The 22,964-nt window shown below is 56.4% G+C and carries 25 protein-coding genes; 9 read left to right on the forward strand and 16 right to left on the reverse strand.

What is annotated here, in order from left to right; genetic code table 11:
* Positions 1-102: 102 nt before the first annotated feature.
* Positions 103-1,407 (forward strand): Xaa-Pro dipeptidase, encoded by a 1,305-nt coding sequence (gene pepQ, locus ABMA60_RS00390; protein WP_392797284.1) that lies wholly within the window; start codon positions 103-105, stop codon positions 1,405-1,407.
* On the opposite strand, the gene ABMA60_RS00395 is transcribed toward pepQ, so the two are convergent.
* The 3 genes from ABMA60_RS00395 to rutR all read right to left on the reverse strand — a co-directional run bounded on the left by ABMA60_RS00395 (position 1,404) and on the right by rutR (position 4,241).
* Positions 1,404-2,423 (reverse strand): phospholipase A, encoded by a 1,020-nt coding sequence (locus tag ABMA60_RS00395; RefSeq protein ID WP_392797285.1) that lies wholly within the window; start codon positions 2,421-2,423, stop codon positions 1,404-1,406. The genes pepQ and ABMA60_RS00395 overlap by 4 nt on opposite strands.
* A 199-nt stretch (positions 2,424-2,622) precedes the next feature.
* Positions 2,623-3,471 carry an EamA family transporter gene (locus ABMA60_RS00400; RefSeq protein WP_392797287.1) on the reverse strand — a complete coding sequence of 283 codons (849 nt, stop codon included), beginning with the start codon at positions 3,469-3,471 and terminating at the stop codon, positions 2,623-2,625.
* A 98-nt stretch (positions 3,472-3,569) separates the two neighbouring features.
* Positions 3,570-4,241, reverse strand: a complete 672-nt coding sequence (gene rutR, locus ABMA60_RS00405; RefSeq protein ID WP_392797289.1) for an HTH-type transcriptional regulator RutR — start codon at positions 4,239-4,241, stop codon at positions 3,570-3,572.
* Between the two features lie 272 nt (positions 4,242-4,513).
* Between rutR and rutA the strand changes: the two genes are divergently transcribed.
* The 6 genes from rutA to rutF are packed head-to-tail and all read left to right on the forward strand — an operon-like array spanning position 4,514 to position 8,764.
* Positions 4,514-5,605, forward strand: a complete 1,092-nt coding sequence (gene rutA, locus ABMA60_RS00410) for a pyrimidine utilization protein A (protein ID WP_392797291.1) — start codon at positions 4,514-4,516, stop codon at positions 5,603-5,605.
* On the forward strand, positions 5,602-6,360 hold the full coding sequence (gene rutB / locus ABMA60_RS00415; RefSeq protein WP_392797293.1) for a pyrimidine utilization protein B: 759 nt from the start codon (positions 5,602-5,604) through the stop codon (positions 6,358-6,360). Before rutA ends, rutB begins: the two co-directional genes overlap by 4 nt.
* A 14-nt stretch (positions 6,361-6,374) precedes the next feature.
* Positions 6,375-6,758: a pyrimidine utilization protein C gene (gene rutC / locus ABMA60_RS00420; RefSeq protein WP_392797295.1), complete on the forward strand. Its 384-nt coding sequence runs from the start codon at positions 6,375-6,377 to the stop codon at positions 6,756-6,758.
* Between the two features lie 14 nt (positions 6,759-6,772).
* Positions 6,773-7,576 (forward strand): pyrimidine utilization protein D, encoded by an 804-nt coding sequence (gene rutD / locus ABMA60_RS00425; RefSeq protein ID WP_392797297.1) that lies wholly within the window; start codon positions 6,773-6,775, stop codon positions 7,574-7,576.
* 50 nt (positions 7,577-7,626) lie between these two features.
* Positions 7,627-8,217, forward strand: a complete 591-nt coding sequence (locus tag ABMA60_RS00430; protein WP_392797299.1) for a malonic semialdehyde reductase — start codon at positions 7,627-7,629, stop codon at positions 8,215-8,217.
* Positions 8,218-8,242: 25 nt separating this feature from the next.
* Positions 8,243-8,764, forward strand: coding sequence for an NADH-dependent FMN reductase RutF (gene rutF / locus ABMA60_RS00435; RefSeq protein ID WP_392797300.1), 522 nt, complete (start codon positions 8,243-8,245; stop codon positions 8,762-8,764).
* Positions 8,765-8,773: 9 nt separating this feature from the next.
* Here the strand turns inward: rutF and ABMA60_RS00440 are convergent, their stop codons facing one another.
* The 9 genes from ABMA60_RS00440 to ABMA60_RS00480 all read right to left on the reverse strand — a co-directional run bounded on the left by ABMA60_RS00440 (position 8,774) and on the right by ABMA60_RS00480 (position 17,866).
* Entirely contained in the window at positions 8,774-9,955 is a 1,182-nt protein-coding gene (locus tag ABMA60_RS00440) for a VWA domain-containing protein (protein WP_392797301.1), read from the reverse strand.
* Between the two features lie 4 nt (positions 9,956-9,959).
* A complete protein-coding gene (locus ABMA60_RS00445; protein WP_392797303.1) occupies positions 9,960-10,808 on the reverse strand; it encodes an AAA family ATPase in 849 nt (282 codons plus the stop codon).
* Positions 10,809-10,821: 13 nt separating this feature from the next.
* On the reverse strand, positions 10,822-11,385 hold the full coding sequence (locus tag ABMA60_RS00450) for a GNAT family N-acetyltransferase (protein WP_392797305.1): 564 nt from the start codon (positions 11,383-11,385) through the stop codon (positions 10,822-10,824).
* Positions 11,386-11,404: 19 nt separating this feature from the next.
* Positions 11,405-12,445 carry an L-glyceraldehyde 3-phosphate reductase gene (mgrA, locus tag ABMA60_RS00455; RefSeq protein WP_392797306.1) on the reverse strand — a complete coding sequence of 347 codons (1,041 nt, stop codon included), beginning with the start codon at positions 12,443-12,445 and terminating at the stop codon, positions 11,405-11,407.
* A gap of 54 nt (positions 12,446-12,499) precedes the next feature.
* The gene (locus ABMA60_RS00460) at positions 12,500-13,297 is read right to left on the reverse strand and encodes an acyl-CoA thioesterase (RefSeq protein WP_392797308.1); all 798 of its coding nucleotides are present in this window, start codon (positions 13,295-13,297) and stop codon (positions 12,500-12,502) included.
* A gap of 46 nt (positions 13,298-13,343) precedes the next feature.
* A complete protein-coding gene (locus ABMA60_RS00465) occupies positions 13,344-14,432 on the reverse strand; it encodes a serine hydrolase (RefSeq protein WP_392797310.1) in 1,089 nt (362 codons plus the stop codon).
* A complete protein-coding gene (locus ABMA60_RS00470) occupies positions 14,393-15,520 on the reverse strand; it encodes an acyltransferase family protein (protein ID WP_392797312.1) in 1,128 nt (375 codons plus the stop codon). Before ABMA60_RS00470 ends, ABMA60_RS00465 begins: the two co-directional genes overlap by 40 nt.
* A gap of 61 nt (positions 15,521-15,581) precedes the next feature.
* Positions 15,582-17,441: an ABC transporter ATP-binding protein gene (locus tag ABMA60_RS00475; protein ID WP_392797314.1), complete on the reverse strand. Its 1,860-nt coding sequence runs from the start codon at positions 17,439-17,441 to the stop codon at positions 15,582-15,584.
* Positions 17,442-17,554: 113 nt separating this feature from the next.
* Entirely contained in the window at positions 17,555-17,866 is a 312-nt protein-coding gene (locus ABMA60_RS00480) for a DUF2007 domain-containing protein (protein ID WP_392797316.1), read from the reverse strand.
* 121 nt (positions 17,867-17,987) lie between these two features.
* Here ABMA60_RS00480 and ABMA60_RS00485 point away from each other — a divergent pair, with 121 nt between their 5' ends.
* Both ABMA60_RS00485 and ABMA60_RS00490 read left to right on the forward strand, forming a co-directional pair.
* A complete protein-coding gene (locus ABMA60_RS00485) occupies positions 17,988-19,058 on the forward strand; it encodes an NAD(P)H-dependent flavin oxidoreductase (RefSeq protein WP_392797318.1) in 1,071 nt (356 codons plus the stop codon).
* Between the two features lie 77 nt (positions 19,059-19,135).
* Positions 19,136-19,954, forward strand: coding sequence for an ion transporter (locus ABMA60_RS00490; RefSeq protein ID WP_392797320.1), 819 nt, complete (start codon positions 19,136-19,138; stop codon positions 19,952-19,954).
* 24 nt (positions 19,955-19,978) lie between these two features.
* Here the strand turns inward: ABMA60_RS00490 and ABMA60_RS00495 are convergent, their stop codons facing one another.
* From ABMA60_RS00495 to ABMA60_RS00510, 4 genes are read right to left on the reverse strand one after another with little or no spacing between them, the layout of a single operon-like run.
* The gene (locus ABMA60_RS00495; protein WP_392797322.1) at positions 19,979-21,028 is read right to left on the reverse strand and encodes a chemotaxis response regulator protein-glutamate methylesterase; all 1,050 of its coding nucleotides are present in this window, start codon (positions 21,026-21,028) and stop codon (positions 19,979-19,981) included.
* A gap of 3 nt (positions 21,029-21,031) precedes the next feature.
* The gene (locus ABMA60_RS00500) at positions 21,032-21,517 is read right to left on the reverse strand and encodes a chemotaxis protein CheD (RefSeq protein ID WP_392797324.1); all 486 of its coding nucleotides are present in this window, start codon (positions 21,515-21,517) and stop codon (positions 21,032-21,034) included.
* 36 nt (positions 21,518-21,553) lie between these two features.
* The gene (locus ABMA60_RS00505; RefSeq protein ID WP_392797326.1) at positions 21,554-22,366 is read right to left on the reverse strand and encodes a CheR family methyltransferase; all 813 of its coding nucleotides are present in this window, start codon (positions 22,364-22,366) and stop codon (positions 21,554-21,556) included.
* Between the two features lie 44 nt (positions 22,367-22,410).
* A complete protein-coding gene (locus ABMA60_RS00510) occupies positions 22,411-22,959 on the reverse strand; it encodes a chemotaxis protein CheW (protein ID WP_392797328.1) in 549 nt (182 codons plus the stop codon).
* Positions 22,960-22,964: the final 5 nt, after the last annotated feature.

Consider the following 22,964-nt stretch of genomic DNA (forward strand, 5'->3'; position numbering starts at 1 on the left):
AAAACAAAGCCGCTGCGCCAACCACGAGCCAGGGACGACAAAACTCATCCAGAGCGCTAAGCTGTGCGCCCTTCGCCCACTGTGATTGTTGGAGTTCCAGCCATGGCCGACCTGTACCGCGCCCACCTCGACACCCTGATGCAACGTTACCAAGCCAGCCTGGAGCGCTGCGGTTTCGATGCCGTCATCATCAGCGCCGGTGTGGCGGAAAAGGTGCGCGACGACGACCATGCCTATCCCTACCATCCGGGCGCTTTCGCCCAGCAATGGTTGCCCGAAGCCATAACGCCCGGCACCTGCCTGCTGATTCGACCGGGCCAGACACCGCAACTGTACTGGCCGGCACAGGCCGATTTCTGGCATCTGTCACCGACCGCACCAAGCGGTGACTGGACCGCACATTGGCAATTGCAGGGCGCGGCCGACCTTAATGACTGGTTACCGGCCGTATCCGGTCGCCTCGCCTGGATCGGACCGGCCCATCCGGGCCTGAAAAACTCAACCAAAGACGTTGAGTTAAACCCGGCCAATTTGTGTTCAGACCTGGCTTTTGACCGCGCCTACAAGACCGAATTTGAAGTCGAACAACTCTGGCTGGCCAGTCGCAAAGCCGTGCCTGGCCATCGCGCCGCGAGCGACGCCTTTAACGCCGGTGCCAGCGAAGCCGAGATCTACGCCGCCTTTCTGGCCGCCAGTGGTCAGCTGGAAAGTCTGGAACCTTACCCGGGCATCATCGCGCTCAACGAAAATGCCGCCACCTTGCATTACGAGCGCCGTTTGTTTGCCAAGCCGCAACAGCATCGCAGCCTGTTGATCGACGCCGGCGCTCAGGTCGGTGGTTATGCCAGCGACATCACCCGCACCCAGGGTCAGGGCTCGGCGAGCTTCGATGCGCTGCTCGCGGCCATGGAAAAATTCGAACTGGATTTATGCGCCGCTGTGCGTCCGGGCTTGCCGATGGCTGAGTTGCATCAGCAAGCGGTCGAAGGCGTCGCCGGTATTTTGAAGGAACTGGATCTGTGTCGGCTAAGCGTCGCAGAGCAACTGGAAAAACGCGTTCCCCAAGCGTTCTTCCCGCACGGTCTGGGTCACTTATTGGGCTTACAAGTGCACGACATCGGCGGTCATCAACAGGATCGCGCCGGCACCCTGGCGCCGAATAAAGATGCGCCCTTCCTGCGTCTGACGCGCACGCTGGAAGCAGGCATGGTACTGACCATCGAACCCGGTCTGTACATCATTCCGATGCTGCTCGATCAGCTGCGCGCTCGTGGTGACATGGGTTTGAACGAAACCGCCATCGCCGAACTGCGTCCCTGGGGTGGTGTGCGCATCGAAGACAACCTGGTGGTCATCGCTGAAGGCTCGCGCAACTTAACGCGCGACGCCTTCAGCGAACTGGATTAAAGCCAGCCGCTGAACTGAAAGCCGATGCCCAACGTCTGGGAGCGTCTTCTGTAGTCGATCAGGCTTTCGCCATAACCATCGAAGTAATGCACCCGGCCACGAATGTGGTCGGAGATGGGGAAGGTCCAGCCGGCCTCTATGGCGCCTCGGTTATGTTCCAGATCGAGGTTATTACGCGCCGTCAGCGAGAGGGTGTTGTACTCGCCGACCCAGGCGGTGGTGAAATCGAAATGCCCCAGGTAATCGAGAATATCCGGGTTGTCATCAGCCAACGGATCGCCTTCAAAGCGCGGCTCCGGTGCCGGTATGCGCAGCCAGGGGCGAAACTCGAAATGCAGCCGGTCGCGTTCCCACTGGGTTTGCAGAATCACCCGGTTCCAACTGCGCGAGTCTTCACCGCTGCGGCCGTTGGATTCGTGATTCAACGACACCGCATTGGACACATTGGTAAAGCCGAGCAGATCGAAATCGTTGGCGAAGGTCAGAATCATTTCCGGTTCGTGGTTGGTTTCACGAAACGGCGATGACAGATCAAAGTTGTAGGCCTGCCAGAACGATTTACCGGTGTAGGCAAAGGCCAGATTGCCGTGATCACCAATCAGACCATCGACAACGATCACCTTCAGGCTCAACTGAAACTGAATCTCAATGGGCTGAAATTCGCCGTTACCCGGCACCTGGGCGGAGTCGTCATCGAAATCGGAATAATTCACCGGCATTAAATAATTGGGCCGATGCGGCAACAAGCTGAACGGATTGTTCAATACCAGCCGCTCCATTTCGCGGCGCTGCTGTAACGGCGTATCACTGGTTTGCGCCGTCTCGCCTTGTTCGCGTGCTTCACGGGCACAGTAGTTACGAACGTTGCCAGCGCTGAGCATATTGGATGCACTTTGTGTCAGCCGAATCAGGCAGGTCTCGTAGGCCGTCAGTGATGACGACTCTTCTTGCTTTTCCGGCTCAGCGTCTTCCGCTGTGGGCGTGTTTTCTGCCGCGACCGGCATAACCACTGACATAACGACAGCCAGCAGGCCAAATGCCAGCGAGAGGAAACCTCTGAAGGCTGGCCGGACGCCAAATTTCAACATTGAGTGGGTTATCCTAAGAATCAAATTGAGGCAGCACCCTACCAGAGTCTGAGCACGCCGTTTCGAACAAGCGCACAATTTTTGACCACAAAGACAAGATATTGCTTCGATCGGTGTCGATCTTGCTTTACAGCAACACTATCACGCCGGCCAACATAACCACCGCCCAACTCAAGCGATGGCGCAGATAGCCTTCATTAAGCAACAACGAACCCAAGAGCACGCTGAACAAGACGCTGATTTCCCGGGTCGGCGCCACATAAACCAGGGGCGTAAAGGTCATGGCGGTCAACACCAGAATATACGCCAACGGACTGAACACGGCGATGCCAACCACCTTCCAGCGATGCGCCTGCCAGACATCGCGCACCGACGACCAGCGACGCACGGCGACCGGTGTGAGTATCAAGGCACGCACGATGTTGGAGCCGTAATCCAGCAGCAACGGCGGGATCAGCAAAGCGGCAACCGCATGGGCGTCCCAGAGTGTGTAAGTGCCAATCAGCAAACCGACCAGAATGCCAAATCCCATGGACTGAAAGGTTGGTTGTGATGAGCTGCCCGGCTTACGGCTTAAATTCAGCACGCCGAATAAAATCAGCGCAATGCCAACGGCCATCCAGGCATTCAGATGTTCGCCAAAAAGCAGCACCGCCATAACGGTGGAAATCAACGGGCCGGTGGCGCGAGCGGTCGGATACACCACCGATAGATCGCCCACTCTATAACCCTGTTGCAGCAGCAGAAAATAACCGATGTGGATCACCGCGCTGCCAACAATAAAACCGATTTCCAGCCAGCCCCAGCCGCGCCAGTCCCAGGCGAAATACACCGCCAGCGGGAAATAAATAATGACCGTCAGAAAAGAAAACAGCCAGGTTAAAGCAGCATCACCATTGATGCGTTTCAGCAGGAAATTCCAGGTGGCGTGACACAGAGCGGCAGCAAAAACGAGTAAAAAACCAGCGAGAGACATAGGCGTTCCAGATAGATGCACCACGGCTAAGCGCAGTCATACCCGTCGGCACACCAGCCCGCCAAAGATGACAAGGTTAACGCCCTGTCATCAAAACGTCACGGACGCAGGCTGTCGAACAGCAGGGTGGTTAAATTACGCAGCGTCTCATCAAAGAAGTCCGGATCATCCAGAGTGCGGCCGGCGACCGCTTCGATCTGCACGCGGAAATCGGCGTAATGTTGCGTCGTCGCCCAGATGGAAAAAATCAGATGGTAGGGTTCGATCGGTTTCAGTTTACCCTGATCAATCCACGACTGAATCACTGCTACTTTGGCTTGCACGCGATCGTGTAGTGGCTGTTGTAATTCGGCCAATAACAGCGGTGCACCCTGCAGAATTTCCATACAGAACAGCCGCGATTCTTCCGGATTATCGCGCGAAAATTCCAGCTTGATGCGCAGGTAATCGCCCAGCGCTTCGAACGGATCCTGATCCTCGCTGAAACTGCTCAATGGCAATAACCAGACGCGCAACAACTCGCGCATCACCTGCACATAGAGTTCTTCTTTGGTGGGGAAGTAATAGAGCAGATTGGTTTTGGAGACGTCCGCTTCCTGAGCAATCTGATCGAGGCTGGCACCGTGCAGACCATAGTGAGAAAAGGTGCGTAGCGCCGCATCCAGAATCGCCGCCCGCTTAATTTCCTGATTGCGCTGACGACGTTTGATCGACGCTGCAGTCGGGGTGCGCTTAGGTCGGTCTGCCGCTGTGGCGGTCTTATCGTTCAACGCTCTCTCCTGCCGATTTTGCGGGCCTCATTCTAGCATCGACCACCCGGCGCACGGCCAGCGTCTTATCGGTTAATGCATCGCGTGCTTTATTGCACCGCCATGGTTCGCACTGGTGGATTTTTGCACAAACCATGTGCTCTAAGTTAGACCATTTGGTCCAACTTAAACCGCATAAATTTAATAACCAATTGATTTATATAGATAAAACAGAGTTGGCCGGCTTTCTGCAAAGTGCTATCGCATTCGCACCCAGACGAGGACGTAGCATCATGAAGGTTGGCGTATTTATCCCCATCGGCAACAACGGCTGGCTGATTTCCAAGAACGCGCCGCAGTACATGCCGTCGTTCGAACTGAACAAAACCATCACCCAACGCGCCGAGCATTACGGCTTCGACTTCGCGCTGTCGATGATCAAGCTGCGCGGCTTCGGCGGCGAAACCGAATTCTGGGATCACAACCTGGAATCTTTCACCTTGATGGCCGGCCTTGCCGCCGTCACCAGCAAGATTCAATTGTTCGCGACCGCCGCGACCTTGACCGTGCCACCGGCAATCGCTGCGCGCATGGCGTCAACCATCGACTCCATTTCCAACGGCCGTTTCGGCATCAACCTGGTCACCGGCTGGCAGAAGCCGGAATACTCGCAAATGGGTTTGTGGCCGGGCGATGAATTCTTCGCTTATCGCTACGACTATTTGACCGAGTACGCGGAAATTCTCACCGAACTTTGGCAGACCGGAAAAAGCGATTTTAAAGGCGATTATTTCCAGATGGACGATTGCCGCGTCAGCCCCAAACCCAAAGGCCCGCTGCAAATTATCTGCGCCGGTCAAAGCGACGCCGGCCTCGCCTTCACCGCCAAGTACGCCAACTACGCCTTCTGTTTCGGCAAAGGCGTGAACACGCCGACTGCTTTTGCACCCACAGCCGAACGACTGGTCAAAGCCACCGAAGCATCCCAACGCGACGTTAAAGCTTGCCCATTATTTATGGTCATCGCCGATGAAACCGACGCTGCTGCCCGTGCCAAATGGGAAAGCTATAAAGAAGGCGTCGACGAAGAAGCCGTCGCCTGGCTGGGTGTTCAGGGCGCCGCCGATACCAAATCCAAGGGCGACACCAATGTGCGCCAGATGGCTGACCCCACATCCGCCGTTAACATCAACATGGGCACGCTGGTCGGTTCTTATGAAAGCGTTGCTGCCATGCTCGATGAAATCGCCGAAGTGAACGGCACCGAAGGCGTGATGCTGACCTTTGATGATTTCGTCCAGGGCGTCGAGAACTTTGGCCAGCGCATTCAGCCACTGATGAAAAGCCGCCAGCACATCGAGCTTGAGGCGGAGGCCACCGCATGAGCATCGAAGCCAAAGCCAGCGGCTATGCGCTGAGCAGCAGCGGTGAAGACGCCATCACGCTCGACGCCAAGCCGGAACCGATCCGACTGAAAGCCAGCGAAACGGCGGTCATCGTCGTCGATATGCAAAACGCCTACGCCAGCAAAGAGGGTTACCTCGATAAAGCCGGCTTCGATGTCTCGGCCACCGGCCCGGTGATCGCCAACATCAATAAAACGCTGACCACGGCGCGCGCTGCCGGTATGACAGTGGTGTTTTTCCAGAACGGCTGGGACCCGCAATACCGCGAAGCCGGCGGACCCGGTTCGCCCAACTGGTACAAATCGAACGCCCTGAAAACGATGCGCAAAAACCCTGAGCTGGACGGCACCTTGCTGGCGCGCGGCGGCTGGGATTACGACCTGGTCGATGCGCTGAAACCCGAGCCGAGCGATCTGGTGTTGGGCAAAACCCGCTACAGCGGTTTTTACAACACCCCACTCGACAGCCTGTTGCGCGCGCGCGGTATTCGCAATCTGGTGTTTACCGGCATCGCCACCAACGTCTGCGTCGAATCGACGCTGCGCGACGGTTTCTTTCTGGAATATTTCGGCGTGGTGCTGGCCGACGCCACTCATCAGGCCGGACCGGAATCGATCCAGGCGGCCTCGCTGTACAACATCGAAACCTTTTTTGGCTGGGTGTCAGACGTCAACACTTTCTGCAACACCTTCGCCACCGAATCCACCCGGACGGCAGCCGCCGCCACTCACTGAACGAGGAAGTTTCCATGCCTAAGCAAGCTGTGATTCCCGCTGGCACCAGCACACCCATCGCACCCTTTGTGCCTGGTTCCATGGCCGATAACGTGCTGTACGTGTCCGGCACCCTGCCGTTCGATAAAGACAACAATGTGGTGCACGTCGGCGATGCTGAAGCGCAAACCCGTCATGTACTGACCACCATCAAAGGCGTCATCGAAACCGCCGGCGGCACCATGGACGACGTCACCTTTAATATGATTTTCGTTAAAGACTGGGCCGACTACGCAGCAGTCAACAAAGTCTATGCCGAATTTTTCGCCGGTGAAAAACCCGCGCGTTACTGCATTCAGTGCGGCCTGGTGAAACCCGAAGCGCTGGTCGAAATTGCCAGCATCGCCCACCTGGCATAAACCAAGGCAGGCGCATGATGTATTTGGAAATCGTCGGGCAATTAGAAGCGGATCAGACGGTGGTGCTCAGTTCGGGCCTCGGTGGTTCGGCGCGTTTCTGGGAGCCTCAATTAAGCAGCCTGACCGAGCGTTACAAGGTAGTGCTGTACGACCAACTCGGCACCGGGCGCAGCCCGGCCGAGTTGCCCGACGGTTACTGCGTCACCGATATGGCCGATGAACTGATCAGCGCTCTCGATAACGCCGATATCGACGACTTTCATTTAATTGGCCATGCACTGGGCGGCCATATCGGTTTAACGCTGGCGCTGCAACAGCCGCAGCGATTGCGCTCTTTGGTGGTGATTAACGGCTGGCATCAACTCAGCCCGCACACCCAGCGTTGTTTTTCAGTGCGCCGGAAGATTCTCGATGAGATTGGCGCAGCGGCTTATATCGAAGCTCAGGCGTTGTTTCTTTATCCACCGACCTGGATCGACCAGCACGCCGACCAGTTGGCTAACGAAGATGTACAGATGCTCAGCCATTTTCCGCCGGCCGATAATCTGCGCCGGCGACTGGAAGCAGTACAAGGCTTTGCCATGAACGATGAGCAGCTGGCGCAGATCGAAGCACCAACGCTGTTGATCGCCAATCGCGACGACCTGCTGGTGCCCTGGACCTGCTCGGTACAACTGGAGCAAAAACTGCCCCGGGCGCGACTGGAATTGATGGACGTTGGTGGTCATGCCAGCAGCGTTACGCAGGCGGAACGCACCAATGCCTTGCTTGTTGAGCATTTGACCCGATTTCAGGGCCTGTTGTCTGAATCTGTCTAAGGGTCAGCCAAATACGTCATCTTCCTATTAACGTTGTATAAGGATTCTTCATGTCCAGCTCTATCGACACCTCGGCCATCCAACAAGTTTTCACCGAAGCCCGCACCCACAGCTTCTGGCAGGACAAAGCCGTCCCGGACGCGGTGCTGACCGAACTCTACGACCTGGTCAAAATGGGCCCGACGTCGGCCAACTGCGAACCGGCCCGATTGATTTTCGTGCGCACACCCGAAGGCAAAGAGCGCCTTAAACCGGCCTTGTCCGCCGGCAACCTGGACAAAACCATGAGCGCCCCGGTCACCGTTATTCTGGCTTTCGACAATCGTTTTTATGAGCACCTGCCAGAATTATTCCCGCACGCCGACGCCCGTTCCTGGTTTACCGGCAATGAAGCTTTTGCGCAAAAAACTGCCTTGCAAAACAGCTCCATTCAAGCCGGTTATCTGATTCTGGCGGCGCGTGCGTTAGGCCTCGATGCCGGTCCGATGGCGGGTTTTGATGCCGAAAAAGTGAACGCCGAATTCCTCAACGATCGCAACTGGTCGGTCAATATGCTGATCAACCTCGGCTACGGCCAGGCCGACAAACTGCACGATCGACTGCCACGTTTGAGCCTCGAACAAGCCGTCGATTTCTGCTGATACTGATTACTCCAAGGAGAATGCCATGAACGCGCCCGCTGTTGCCGCAACCGAAACGGCTCCCGAACTGAGCTCAAAAAGCTATCGCGATGCCATGTCAGGTCTGGCGGCGGCGGTTAACGTCGTCACCACCGACGGCCCTGGCGGGCGCGCCGGCTTCACTGCCACTGCTGTGTGCAGCGTGAGTGATAAACCACCAACGCTGTTGGTCTGCCTGAATCGCAGTGCTTCGGCGTTTCCGGCGTTCGCACAGAACGACGCTCTGTGCGTGAACACCCTCACGGCCGATCAGATGAGTCTGTCGAACCTGTTTGGTGGCAAGACCGAGATGGACGAGCGCTTTGCCGCGGCCAGCTGGAGTGAAGGTGAATCCGGCGCACCGGTGCTCGATAATGCTCTGGTCAGTTTCGACTGTCGCATTATCAAGCGCGTCAGCCTGGGCACGCACGATACGTTGTTTTGTGAAGTTCTGGGTGTGAGCGCACCGCAAAGCACCGATGGTTTGCTGTACTTCGATCGCGGTTATCACGGTATGAAACGGCTCTGAGCAGAGCCGTTATTTCACGCCCTGCAAACAGGCAATCGCCCGCTCCAAGCCGCCGACGCTGAGTGAGAACATCCGCTTGTCGGCCAGTTCACGCACCATATTAATGCTCTGTGTATGGCCCCAAAACCGTTCCGGAAAAGGGTTTAACCAAACCAGTCGCGGAAAGTGCTGCGCCAGCCGATCAAAGCTGGCCGCGCCCGGTTCAGTATTCATAAAATCGATGCTGCCGTAAGCAGCGGCAATTTCATAAGGCGCCATGGCGGCGTCACCAACGAAGATGACTTTGTAATCGGAACCGTAAGTCCGAATCACTTCATCCAAAGAAGTCACCGCTTGTCGATGCAGGCGGTTATCGGTCCAGACATGGTCGTAAATAAAGTTATGGAAATAGAAATGCTGCAGATGTTTGAACTCGGCACGGCAGGCCGAAAACAACGTTTCACAGATCTGCACATGTTCGTCCATAGAACCGCCGACATCGATAAACAGCAGCACCTTAACGGCGTTGTGTCGCTCCGGGCGCATCTTGATATCGAGCATACCGGCGTTACGCGCAGTAGAGCGAATGGTGTCGTCGAGTGCCAGCTCTTGCTGCGCGCCGGTGCGCGCAAAACGACGTAATTTGCGCAACGCCATTTTCAGATTGCGCGTGCCCAGTTCAACGCCATCATCCAGATTTCGATACTGCCGCTGCTGCCAGAGTTTCACCGCCCGGCGCTGGCCACCTTTGCCACCGACACGCACGCCCTCTGGGTTATAACCGCCGTGGCCAAACGGACTGGTGCCGCCGGTCCCAATCCAGCGATTGCCGCCTTCATGACGTTCACGCTGTTCATTAAGGCGTTCTTCCAGCGCTTTCATCAAGGCTTCGAGTCCACCCATGGCTTCGATGGCGGCGCGTTCTTCCGCGCTGAACTGACGCTCCAGTTCTAAGCGCAACCAGTCGTCTGGAACTTCATCACCAAACGGATTGGGCAAGGCTTCCAAACCTTCCGCGAAATGCGCAAAGGCGCGATCAAAACGGTCGAACTGAGTTTCGTCTTTAATCAGCGTCAGCCGTGACAACTGATAAAAATCATCCAGATCGAAACCCGCCAGCCGCGCCTGCAACGCCTCGATCAACACCAGTAATTCTTTCGGTGTGACCTTGATGCCGTGTTGGCGCAATGTCGAAAAGAAGCGGATCAGCATGACATCAAGTGCCCGAACGGCGACTCATAAAAGCCAGGCGTTCCAGCATGCGCACATCTTCTTCATTCTTCAGCAGCGCGCCGTAGAGCGGCGGCAGTGCTTCACGAATATCGCCACCTTTTAACGCCTGGGCGGAAAGACGATCGCTGGCGAGCAGTTTTAACCAATCAATCAGTTCCGACGTCGATGGCCGTTTTTTCAAGCCGGGCACATCGCGCACCTCGAAAAAAACTTCCAAGGCATCGCGCATCAGTTCTGCTTCGATGTTCGGGAAATGCACCTCGACAATGGCTTTTAAGGTGTTGGCATCGGGGAATTGAATGTAGTGGAAAAAGCAGCGCCGCAAAAACGCATCCGGCAATTCTTTTTCGTTGTTCGAGGTGATGATCACTACCGGGCGTTGCGCCGCTTTTATCGTCTCGCCGGTTTCATAAACATGAAATTCCATGCGGTCGAGTTCGACCAGTAAATCATTGGGAAATTCGATATCGGCCTTATCGATTTCGTCGATCAATAACACCGAGCGCTGTTCACTGGTAAAGGCTTCCCATAGCTTGCCGGGCTTAATGTAGTTATGGATGTCGTGCACTCGATCGTCGCCCAACTGGCTGTCACGCAAGCGCGATACCGCATCGTATTCGTACAAACCTTGCTGAGCGCGCGTCGTCGATTTGATATGCCACTGCACCAGTGGCATTCCTAAAGCCGCCGCGATTTCTTCGGCCAGCATGGTCTTGCCAGTGCCGGGTTCACCTTTTACCAACAGCGGACGTTGTAAGGTGACGGCAGCATTCACAGCAAGGCGCAAATCCTCACTGGCGATATAGCGGTCTGAACCTTCGAAATTCGACATAGACGTCTCTCGATTAAAGCGGTTTGTGATAAAAACTCAGTGTCTTTTCGGTCTCCCGATCGGCATCAACATCCTGCCAGGGGAAACGAGCCTTCACGCCGGGCAACAGTTGATAACCATAGCGCCGCCAGATGGCATCCAGCGGCTGATAATCGGCCGGCTTTAACGGATGATCATCGGGCCGGTCCACCGCGCAAAACACCACCCGATTCAAACCCAAACGCTCGGCCTGAGCTTCGCGCTCGGCAAAGAACTGTCGGTAGATACCGCGTCCGCGATAAGCCGGCAACAATACAGACTCGGCACAATAAAAGACCTCGTCGACATCAAAACCCGCCTCGGTTAACGGCTGACGAAAAGCTGCTTCTTCATCGCCCATCGCCAAGCCGGTCGCCGCGCCAACCACTGCCTCGCCATCAAGTGCCAACACACAGATAGCGCTGCCACTCTCAATGTAGGTTTGCAGATATTGGCGCTCGTAATCGAGTGAGCCGTCATACAAATAAGGGAAGTCGCGAAACACCTGAATACGTAACTGGGCAACGTCACCGAGCCAGGATTCCAGCTCGGCGCCCATGCAGGTTCTTGTTGTTATGTCAGGCACGATTACTCGATTCTGCCCACAAATTAATACCACCATCGGTAGCGAGCTGATCGATTTTGCTCAGCTCATCCGCACTGAACTCCAGCTTATCCAGCGCCTTAACGCAGTCTTCCACTTGCGAGACTTTACTGGCGCCGATCAAAGCAGTGGTCACGCGTGGATCACGCAGTGCCCAGGCAATGGCCATTTGTGGCAGCGTCTGACCGCGCGCTTCGGCGATGTCGTTCAGGCCACGGATTTTGGCGAGGTTGTCATCGTTGATCAGGGCGGGATTGAGCGCCGCGCCTTTGCTGGCACGACTGGCGCGGCTGCCTTCAGGAATGCCGTTCAGATATTTGCCCGACAACATGCCCTGCGCCAATACCGAGAACGCAATGCAGCCGATGCCTTCGTCTTCGAGCACCGGCAGCAGGCCGTCGTTTTCGATCCAGCGGTTAAGCATTGAATAGCTCGGTTGGTGAATAAGACAGGGTGTGCCCAGCTCTTTCAAAATCGCCGCGGCTTGGCGGGTTTTTTCCGGGCCGTAAGAAGAGATACCGACATACAAGGCTTTACCTTGGCGCACGGCGCTGTCGAGCGCTTGCATGGTTTCTTCGAGCGGCGTTTCCGGATCGACGCGATGCGAATAAAAAATATCGACGTAATCCAGACCCATGCGTTCCAGGCTTTGGTCGAGACTCGCCAGCAGATATTTGCGGCTTCCCCAGCTGCCATAAGGACCAGGCCACATGTCGTAACCGGCCTTGGAGGAGATCACCAGTTCGTCGCGGTAGGGCGCAAAGTCAGTCTTTAATATTTTGCCGAAATTACGCTCCGCTGAACCCGGAGGCGGGCCGTAATTATTGGCCAGATCGAAGTGGGTGATACCCAGATCAAAAGCGCGTCGGCAAATCGCCTGGGCGTTATCGAACGGCACGTTGTCGCCGAAGTTGTGCCACAGGCCGAGCGAGATCGCCGGCAGTTTCAGGCCACTGCGACCACAGCGGTTGTACTGCATCGATTCATAACGGTTTTCAGCAGCGCTATAAGGCATGGGTATCTCCACGAATAGAACGAGGACGGCTAGCTTAACAGATGCCGACGGTACTCAGGCAAAGACGGTGATGGTCTGGCGGCTGACGGCGATCAGTTCACCGTGTTCATCCCAGACGTTGGCATCGGTATGGCCATAGCCTTCGCCGGCCTGACGGGTGACGGCGCGGTAACCAAACCAGGCGTCCGAACTCATCGGCCGATGCGGATGCAAAAATTCCAGGTTCCAGGTCAGGGTGCTGGCGGGTGCGGGTTTTTTCAGTTGCTGCAACAGTGTCGGCGGCCAGGTGTCGATCAGGGCAATGAGGTGGGCTTCGGTCCAGGCGGCGGGTTGATCTTTAAAGCGCATAAAGCCGCCGTGGTGTGATGTCTTGCTGCCGCTGAATGGGAAACCGCCATCGAGCAAGGTCATATCCAGGTGCTGAAAAAACTGCGGTGTGACACCGGTAATATAAGGAAACAGCGTGGGTTTTTCCGGCATGACAAAGGGCATTTCGTCGCTGGCTTCTGCGCGGGTTACGCTGTCGCGCCGGTCGCCAAAACTGGCCAGCAACACCACACAAACCTGGCCGTCCTGAATCACCCGGGCTTCGGCCTGAGTGACGTACTTGCCCGAACGCAGTACTTCCGTTTTAAAAGCAAAATCCTGGTCGGTCGCCAACGGCCCGACAAAGCTGATATTGATGCTGCGTAACGGACGTTCGGCAGCAACCTGATCACGCAATACCCGAAACGCCATGGCGGCCGACAAACCACCTAAGACGGTGCGGCCCTGGCCCCAATCATCCGGGACTGCTATTTGTCCGTCGGTGCCGCAGACAGCGGCGGCGGCCAATAATTGATCCAGCGTCATGAGCAGAATTCCTTCGTATTATTGTCGAGGTGATCGCTGACGGCGCCTATCGATCTAGCGACAAGACACCCGATTCTGCCACGGCTTCACCCAGGGCCCGGAACGCCGCTTCGGCTTCGCTCAGGTTGGAGCTGCCGCGCGCGCAGGCGGCAATGATGACGCCTTCAGCCGGCACCTGCCCCGGCACAGTGGCGAGGCCGATATTACAGGCACGTCGATGCTGGGTCCCGGTTTTGTGAGCAAAGCTCACGGATGCGGGCAAGCCGGCTTTGATTCGATCATCACCGGTCTCAATACGCTCCATGGTCGACAACAACAACGTCGTACTGGCCGGACTGAGCAAGTCGCCACGCGCCAGCGCCTCCAATAAACCACTGTACTGATCGAGCGGCGCCGAGTTCAGGCCGGTGGCGTAATAACGCTCAAAGGCTTCATCGAGATCCGGGGCGGTAAATTCACTGCGCGGCACGTCCAACACCTGTACCAGCGCCGCGACTCTGTCTTCGCCATAGCCGGCCGCCTTGATGGCAAACATTCCCTTGGGTGCAAGGTTCATGGCGTCGGGATGAAATTCACTGTAGGCATAGCGGCGCACATCCGCCAGGGTGGTGATGCGGCCCACACCCAGACCGACCACGCGCCGTACCATGGCGTTCACATTGTCGGTGCCTAGATAGCGCAGCAACACATCGGTGGCGGTGTTATCACTGTGAATCAGCATCTGATCAAACAGATACTGCAAGGTGACGGCGGTACCGGGTTCCTGCCAGTTGGTTTCGCCCGCGCCATCGACGTAATCGAGCGGATCCAAGACGATGCGATCGCTTAAACTAGCGCGGCCATCATCGACCGCCTCAAGCAAGGTAATGGCCACCGCCACCTTCACCGTCGACGCCAGATACCAGGGTTGCATTTCACGCAGGCCAACCACTTCGCCTGTGGATAAATCCTTCACATAAATGCCCAGTTCACCCGGGTAATTGGCATCGATTTGTGCCAGGCGAGTGCTCAGTTGTGTGGTCCATTGCGGCGCTTCTTCGGCGTTGGGAGATTCAGCCCAGGCCGGCGCAATGCTCAGCGCCAGCCAAAGCAATATCAGCTGTAGCGACGGAAGAGGTCGATAGTTTTGATCCATAGTGCGGTTGCGAATACCAGTCCAAGTGTCAGGGTCAGGGCGTAGCCATAGCTGATGCTGTCTTCGTAGCCGAGCAGGAAACGAAAACCGACAAAGATGACCACGATGTGAAAAATAAAAGCCTGCAGTGAGTTACTGCCGATGATGGTGATGGGTTTCAACAGCAACGCCAAAGCGCGCCCGCCAAATAGCGCCAGCGCCAGAATGGCGAAGGCACCGGCCATACTGAAGGCCATAAATTCAGCCTGAGGCGGATGCTTGCCGACGTTGTACGCCAGGTTATAAAAGCTGCGCTGAAATTCCGGCCAGGCCAGGACGACATAGAGCAGCGCGCACAGAGCGCTGGCACCGCCGAGCACGCCAATCAGCCGCAAGCGCTGGCGCCAGTCGTCCTGAGTGACTCTGATACTTTCGCCAATCAACAGACCGATCAACACCAAAGGTCCGCGGGTTAATTGCCCCCAGGTATAGAGCTCTTCGTCTTCGATCAAAATGGCTTTCAACGCCAGGCTGTTGAATCCGTCCCAGACACGCAGCGTTTCAGCCAGGGCGATCATCAATAACGGACTGAGCAAGCGCAGCCACAACGGCATGCGCATCCACAGCGATAAAAAGAAAGGCACCCAGAGCAGGGCGACGGCGTAAAAACCGAGCACTTCAACAAAGGAGGGAAAGATCTCGTACAACAAGGCGCCGACAATCAACGAGGGCTCAACGCCGTCGAATAATTCGATCACCGTTAGCACCTTGTACCAGAACAACACCTTGAAGCCGGTCAGGAAAAGTTTTAACCGGTAGCGAGGCCAGTCGTCGGTACCGACGCGGGGCAGGAAGGCGGCACCGAGCGCGATGCCGAACACCATAATAAAGAGGGAGGAGGAAAACTTGGTGACCATATGCAAGGGCACCAGGCCCCAGTCAGGCATCTGATCGTAGTCGACCAGACCGCGAATACCATGACTGAGGATCATCAAAGCCACGGCCACACCACGCGCCAGATCGATGGCGTCGACGCGGCCAGACAACGCCAGGGTCGATGGCCGCGCCCACAAATTCAATGGCGCTGCTGCGCCGGCAAGCTGAGTCACAACGTCATTCCTCTAGGTGACAGCAGCCTCCAACTTACCCAAGGCCTAACAACTTCGCCACCTAAGAGGTCTCAGTTTGCGCATCGGCTGCTTCTTCCAGACCGAGAAAACCACCGGTCTGATGTGCCCACAGCTGCGCATAAATTCCGCCGCTGGCAATCAGTTCGCTGTGCGTGCCCTGCTCAACAATACGGCCCTGGTCCATCACGATCAGCCGATCCATCGAAGCAATGGTCGACAAGCGGTGGGCGATGGCAATCACCGTCTTGCCCGCCATCAGGGTATTCAGACTGTGCTGAATGGCGGCTTCAACTTCCGAATCCAGCGCCGAGGTGGCTTCATCCAGAATCAGAATCGGCGCGTTCTTCAACAGCACCCGGGCAATGGCAATACGCTGCCGCTGACCGCCGGATAATTTCACGCCGCGCTCACCCACCTGGGCGTCGTAACCGGTGTTGCCGTAAGGGTCGGTCAGGCCTTCAATAAACTCATGCGCTTCGGCCTGACGCGTTGCCGCCAGCAGTTCTTCCTCGCTGGCGTCGGGCCGGCCGTAAAGAATGTTGTCGCGCACCGAGCGATGCAGCAAAGAAGTATCCTGAGTCACCATACCGATGCTGGCGCGCAGACTTTCCTGAGTCACTTCGCGCAAATCCTGGCCATCAATCCGCACCGCGCCACCTTCGACATCGTGAAAGCGCAGCAGCAGATTCACCAGCGTCGATTTACCGGCCCCGGATCGTCCCACCAGACCGATTTTTTCACCCGGCTTGATGGTTAAATCGAGCGCCTCGAAAACGCCTTCGTCCTTGCCGTAATGGAATTTGACGTTGTCGAATTCGATGCGGCCCTGATGCACGTTCAGAACCTTGGCGTTGTCGTTATCGATGATCTCGTGCGGCCGCGACAAGGTGGTAATGCCATCGGCCACGGTGCCGATATTTTCAAACAGCGCCCCGACTTCCCACATAATCCACTGCGCCTGGCCATTCAGTCGCAATGCCAGACCGACCGCAATGGCCATGGCGCCAACGGTCACCGCCTGGTTGATCCACAAGCCGATGCACAAGGCGGCGATGGAAAACACCAGCAGATAATTCAACAGACTGACGCTGAAATTAAAGCCGGTGACCAGACGCATCTGACGATACACCGTGGTCATAAAATCGCTCATCCCCGAACGCGCATAATCGGCTTCACGGGCGGTATGCGAAAACAGTTTTACTGTGGCGATGTTGGTGTAGCTGTCGACAATACGGCCGGTCATAGCGGCGCGCGCATCGGCTTGCTCGGTCGACACCTTGCGCAACCGTGGCACGAAATACAGCATGATGGCGGCGTAACAACCAAACCAGATCGACAACGGCAACAACAGCCAGGCATCGGCGCGCACCAGCATCACCGTCATGGTGGTGAAATAGACCAATACATAAACCATGACATCGAGCGTTTTCATCACCGACTCGCGCGCGGCAATCGAGGTCTGCATCACCTTGGTGGCAATACGGCCGGCGAAATCGTTCTGATAAAAACCCAGACTCTGTTTCAACAGATAACGGTGCGCCATCCAGCGAATGGACATCGGGAAATTACCCAGCAACGCCTGATGAATAACCGCCGTTTGCAGCAACACCACCAGCGGCAACACCACCAGCGTGATGACCGCCATAAACAACAAACGCCCGCCTTCATCGCGCAAAAAGGTGGCGCGATCCTGATCAGCTAACCAATCAACCAACTGACCGAGAAACCCAAACAACATCACTTCCAAAATGGCCAGCGTTGCCGTGAGCGCCGACATCAATAACAAGGGCGCACCCATGCCGCGGGTATAGTGACGCAGAAACGCCATCAGCGTTGCAGGAGGTTGGACCGGTTCTTCAGGCGGGAAGGGACGTATCAGACGTTCGAAAAAGGCGAGCATGCAATCCTCGGTAGCCGGCAGGAGGGGCGCCAAGGATAGCCTAAATTGCGCAGCGGCTCTGCCCAATCAGGCAACTTTATCAGCAATCCTTTGGCAGCCGTCGCGTACAGCCATTATTCCAGGCGACGTTCCCGTTCACAGGCCCAGCAATGATCGAAGCTGGCCGCGTTCAATTCACCACACTGACCGCAATACCAGTCACGTCCTTCGGCCTGTGACTGGTCGGCTTCGATCAGCCGCTGCGCCAGTTCGACATCGCGTTCATCAAGCACCCAGAGCTCGGGCCAGACATCGATCGGCGCCAGTTCGCCCAGCGCACCGGCGGCGAATTCATTGCGCACTTCGCACTCAATACCGCGCTGCAACAAACGGTTGCGCACGTTATTCACGGCAAAATGATGCGGATGGGTATAGACCAGTTTCATAGCAGCAACGACGGCCTGGTTATGATGACTGAAAAACTAGCACAGCCATGAACGACTGTAGACATTGACCGGCAAAGACGTTTCCATGACCGCATCGTAACGACGCTGGAGCCAATTACTCATGTCTGCCAACAACGATGCCTGGTCGTCACTTCAGCTGCGTTATCCCATCATTCAGGCACCGATGGTCGGTGTCTCCACACCCCAACTGGCGGCGGCGGTATCGAATGCCGGCGGCCTCGGTTCCATCGGCCTCGGCGCCAGTTCAGTGGCGCAGGCGCGCGAGCTGATTGCGGCGACCCGGGCGCTGACCAAGCAACCGTTCAACGTCAATCTGTTCTGTCACCGCACGCCCAGGCCAGACCCGCAACGCGAGGCCGCCTGGCTGAATTATCTGCAACCCTGGTTCGAACAATTCGGCGCCGAGCCACCCAGTGCGCTGGATGTTCCCTACCCTAGTTTTAATGACGATCCGGATATGCTGGCACTGCTGCTGCGCGAGAAACCCGCCGTGGTCAGCTTTCACTTCGGGCTGCCACCGAAGGATTGGATCACCCAACTAAAAGCCGCGGGCAGCGTTACGCTCGGTTGCGCCACCAACGTCGATGAAGCGCTGCAAATCGAAGCTGCCGGTGTCGATCTCATCGTGGCTCAAGGTTTTTCTGCCGGCGGACACCGAGGCACTTTTGAACCGCAGGACGGCGATTCGGAACTAACAACCGAAGACCTTTTGCAACAGATTCTGACCCATTGCCAGCGCCCGGTGATCGCCGCCGGCGGCATCATGACGGGCCAGCATATCCAAACCACCTTGAACGCCGGCGCTCTGGCGGTACAGCTGGGCACGGCTTTTATTCTCTGCCCGGAATCGTCTGCCAGCACCACACATCGTCAAAAGCTGGGTTTAAGTCAGCACATCCAGACTGGCATTACCGCGGCCATATCCGGGCGGCCGGCGCGCGGCATCATCAACAGCGCCTACAGCAAAATAACCGGGCCGGATGCGCCAGCCTTGCCGGATTACCCCATCGCCTATCAGGCCGGTAAAGCGCTGGCGGCGGCAGCGGTGGCCGCAGGCAGCAGCGACTTTGCCGCTCATTGGGCCGGCACCGGTGCCGCCCAGGCTCGTGCCCTGCCAGCGGCCGAACTGATCAGTATCCTGGCTGACGAAGCCGGCTTTAACCGCGTCTAGCCCGCAACACAGCGCGAAAGCGTTGAGCAAGGCCGGTACTGCCACTAGAATCAGGCGGCATTACAGTGGAGAAACCCATGCAGCCCTCGGCCCCGACTGGCTTTGCCGCCCACCTCAAGCGCATCGAATCGAGCCCGCTTTTTCAAGGCAGCGTTATCTTTATCATCATCCTCTCGGCGCTGACCATCGGCGCCAAGACCTATGATATTCCACCGGTTTTCGAACACACACTGTCGGTGCTCGACAACGCCATCACGCTGTTTTTTCTGGTCGAAATTCTGCTGCGTTTTATGGCCTGTGATGACCGCAAACGCTTCCTGCTCGACGGCTGGAATTTATTCGACACCCTGGTCGTGATCGGCAGCCTGATTCCACTTGAAAATTCCGACGTTATTCTTATCGGCCGACTGTTGCGCGTCTTCCGCGTACTGCGTCTGGTGTCGGTGGTGCCGGAACTGCGCTCGCTGATCAACGCCCTGTTCAAAGCCATACCGCGCATGGGCTATATCGCCCTGCTGATGTTTATCATCTTCTATATTTACGGCGCCCTCGGCTCGCTGTTTTTCAGTCGCATTAACGAAACGCTGTGGGGCGATGTGTCGATCTCCATGCTGACCTTATTCCGCGTCGCCACCTTCGAAGACTGGACTGACGTGATGTACGAAACCATGGAAATTCATCCGCTCAGCTGGATCTATTACCTGACCTTTATCTTCCTCACCGCCTTCGTGTTTTTAAACATGATGGTCGGTGCCATTCTGGAAGTGATGCAGGCGGAGCAGGAAGCGGAAAGCCAGGAGCAGGCGCAGCAGGAACGTCAGGATATGAACGAACAATTGAATCGCATCGAGGCGCAACTCGAAGCGCTTCAGCAGCAGCGTAAAGGCGACCACTAGATAGCGACGAGCGCCTGCTTTGCGTTAGTTCAACGCGCGCATGATTTCAGCCGGGATGCTGTCCAACGCTATGATGCGATCCGCGGCGTCCATCGCCAACGCCTCTTTGGGCATACCAAAGACCACACAGCTGGCTTCGTCCTGAACCAGCGTCAGCGCACCCGCTTCGCGCATCTCTTTCAGACCCCGGGCGCCATCATCGCCCATGCCGGTCAGTAAAAAACCGGTGGCGTTGGCACCGGCCCAACGCGCCGTCGAACGAAACAACACATCCACCGAAGGTCGGTGTCGACTGACCAAAGGACCATCAAAGACTTCGGCGCGATACTGAGCGCCACTGCGCACCAACCGTAAATGCCGACCGCCCGGCGCAATCAATACCTGCCCCGGCAGAATACGATCACCGTCCTGAGCTTCCTTAACACGCATGGCGCACAGTCGATCGAGTCGTTCAGCAAACTGGGCGGTAAAGCGCTCCGGCATATGCTGCACCACAGCAATGCCCGGCGCCGTCGCCGGCAAGGCGCGAAAGATACGTTCCAACGCCTGGGTGCCGCCGGTTGAGGTGCCAATAACCACCACTCTGTCGGTGGTCGTCACCATGGCGTCGCGCTGGCGCGGCGCAGCAACATGAGCCAGAGGTTCGGCAGCCGGCTTGATATTGGATAGCCGGGCCTGGGCGGCACCGCGTACGGCCTGCACGATGTCACCGGCGTCGTCTTCGAGGAATTTTTTCAGCCCCATCTTGGGCTTGTTGACGATGCTGACCGCACCGGCGGCCATGGCTTCCATAGCAGTCGCGCTACCGCTTTCGGTCAGCGATGAGCAGATCACCACCGGAACCGGGCGCTCGACCATCAGCCGCTTAAGAAATGTAATGCCGTCCATGCGCGGCATTTCCACATCGAGCACAACAACATCGGGCCAATCCTGACGCATGCGCTGCTCGGCAAACACCGGATCGGACGCAGCCCCGATGACGCTAATGCCCGACGCTTCATTGAGCATTCGAGTCAGCACCTGTCGAACGACTGCCGAGTCATCGACAATCAATACCCTGATATCCCGGCTCACCCGTTATCCTTCTGGTTTATTACTAGCAAAGGCATTTCCCTTTCGGACCCAGACATCACCGTTCCAGACTTCCATAAACAGCGTGCGGTGCACGTTGCCGCCAACATCCTGCGCCAACACCTTGATATTACGCTGCGCCAACACCTTGCTGGTCCACTCGATGTTGCGCGCGGAAATATCGACCGATCCGGCCTTACGTTCGATGCCGTGAAACATATTACCGCCGCCAAAAACCTTGGCCTGAAAAGCGCTCAACTCCAAGCCTGACAGGGCCGCCTGGCGTTCAAAAAAAGCCATCGCCTGACTGCCATAATAGCCCGGACGCTCCGAACGTTGTTTGGCATCCCGGCCCGGTTCAGGCAACAGAAAATGGCACATACCACCCAAGGCGTATTCGCGATTCCACAGGGTGATGGCGATGCAGGATCCGAGCAGTGTGCGCACCACCTTGTGACCACTACCAAACCAGATGTCGCCGGGTGACAGCACCACGACCTCCGGATTTTTATCCACTAAATGCATACATTATTGAGCAAGATAAACGGACGGCCGAACCAGTTTGTAGCCATCCACGATGCCAAAGAGACTTTCCGAATGTCCGACCAGCAGGTAACCGCCAGGCTTCAGGCACTGGCGTAAGCGCGTCAGTATTCGCGCCTTGGTATCACGGTCGAAGTAAATCATGACGTTGCGTAAAAAAATCATATCGTAAGCTGCCGTTTCCAGGTGAACATCCAGCAGATTGCCTTGCTCGAAATGCACCCGCTCACGCAGCGGACGCTCAATCAACAAGGTGCCTGCTTTGTCATGGATCCCTTTCAGACAATAGCGTTTCAAATAGCGTTCGGGTAAGCGTTGCGCCCGCGACATCGGATACACAGCCTTGCGTGCCGCTGTCACCATACGCGCACTGATGTCGGTACCATCAACCCGCCAACGATCTGTCGGGCTGTGTTCGGACAACACCATGGCTAAAGTGTAGGCTTCTTCTCCGGATGAACAAGCCGCGCTCCAAAAACGCAGTTCGGATGTTTTAACACTGGGCAGGAATTGCTCGCGAATAAAGTCGTAATGGGCGGGTTCGCGATAGAAGTAGGTTTCATTGGTGGTCAGTAAATCGACCGCTAATTGCCGCTCCGCACGCTGTTCGACATTGCCGGTTTGTGGCGAGACATAATCGAAATAGGCCTGGTAACTGTCGAATCCCAGGAGTTTCAGGCGCTTGAGCAAACGACCACTCACCAGCGCCTGTTTAGCATCCGGTAAATGAATGCCGGCCGCTTCATACATAAAGCGCACAAAGAGCCGGAATTCTTCCAACGATAAAACGGGTTGCAAATGCCTTCCCTCAGCCTGACACGATCAGCGGTGCTGAATAATGATCAGTGGTCATCCGCTGGCTGTGACGCAGCAGGAATCTCGTTGACCATGGCCAGTTCCTGAGTCGACAACACACAGTCGACATCGAGAATAATCACAAACTCACCGTTCACCTTACCCATGGCGTCCATAAAATCGGCGCGAATATGGGCACCGAAGGACGGCGGTGGTTCAATTTCTGTGGCTGGAATTTCCAGTACTTCCGAGACCGAATCCACCATGATGCCGATGTCATGGTGGTGATCTTCGTTCATGATCTCGATGATGACGATGCAACTGCGCTTAGTGACCTGATTGACGGCACCACCAAAACGCACATTCAGATCAATCACCGGCACAACAGAGCCACGCAAGTTGATCACACCCCGAATAAAAGGCGGCATCATCGGTACCTTGCTCAGGTTGCCGTATTCCAGAATTTCTTTAATCCGCAGGATATTGATGGCGAACATTTCCTGACCCAAATGAAAGGTCAGGTACTGTCCGGCCGTGCCTGATTCAGCCTCATCCGCCTTGGCTTTAGCGTCGGCTCGACTTATCGGTAGATTCATTCTGC

It is taken from the genome of Saccharospirillum sp. HFRX-2 (assembly GCF_043196805.1).
GTDB lineage: Bacteria > Pseudomonadota > Gammaproteobacteria > Pseudomonadales > Natronospirillaceae > Saccharospirillum.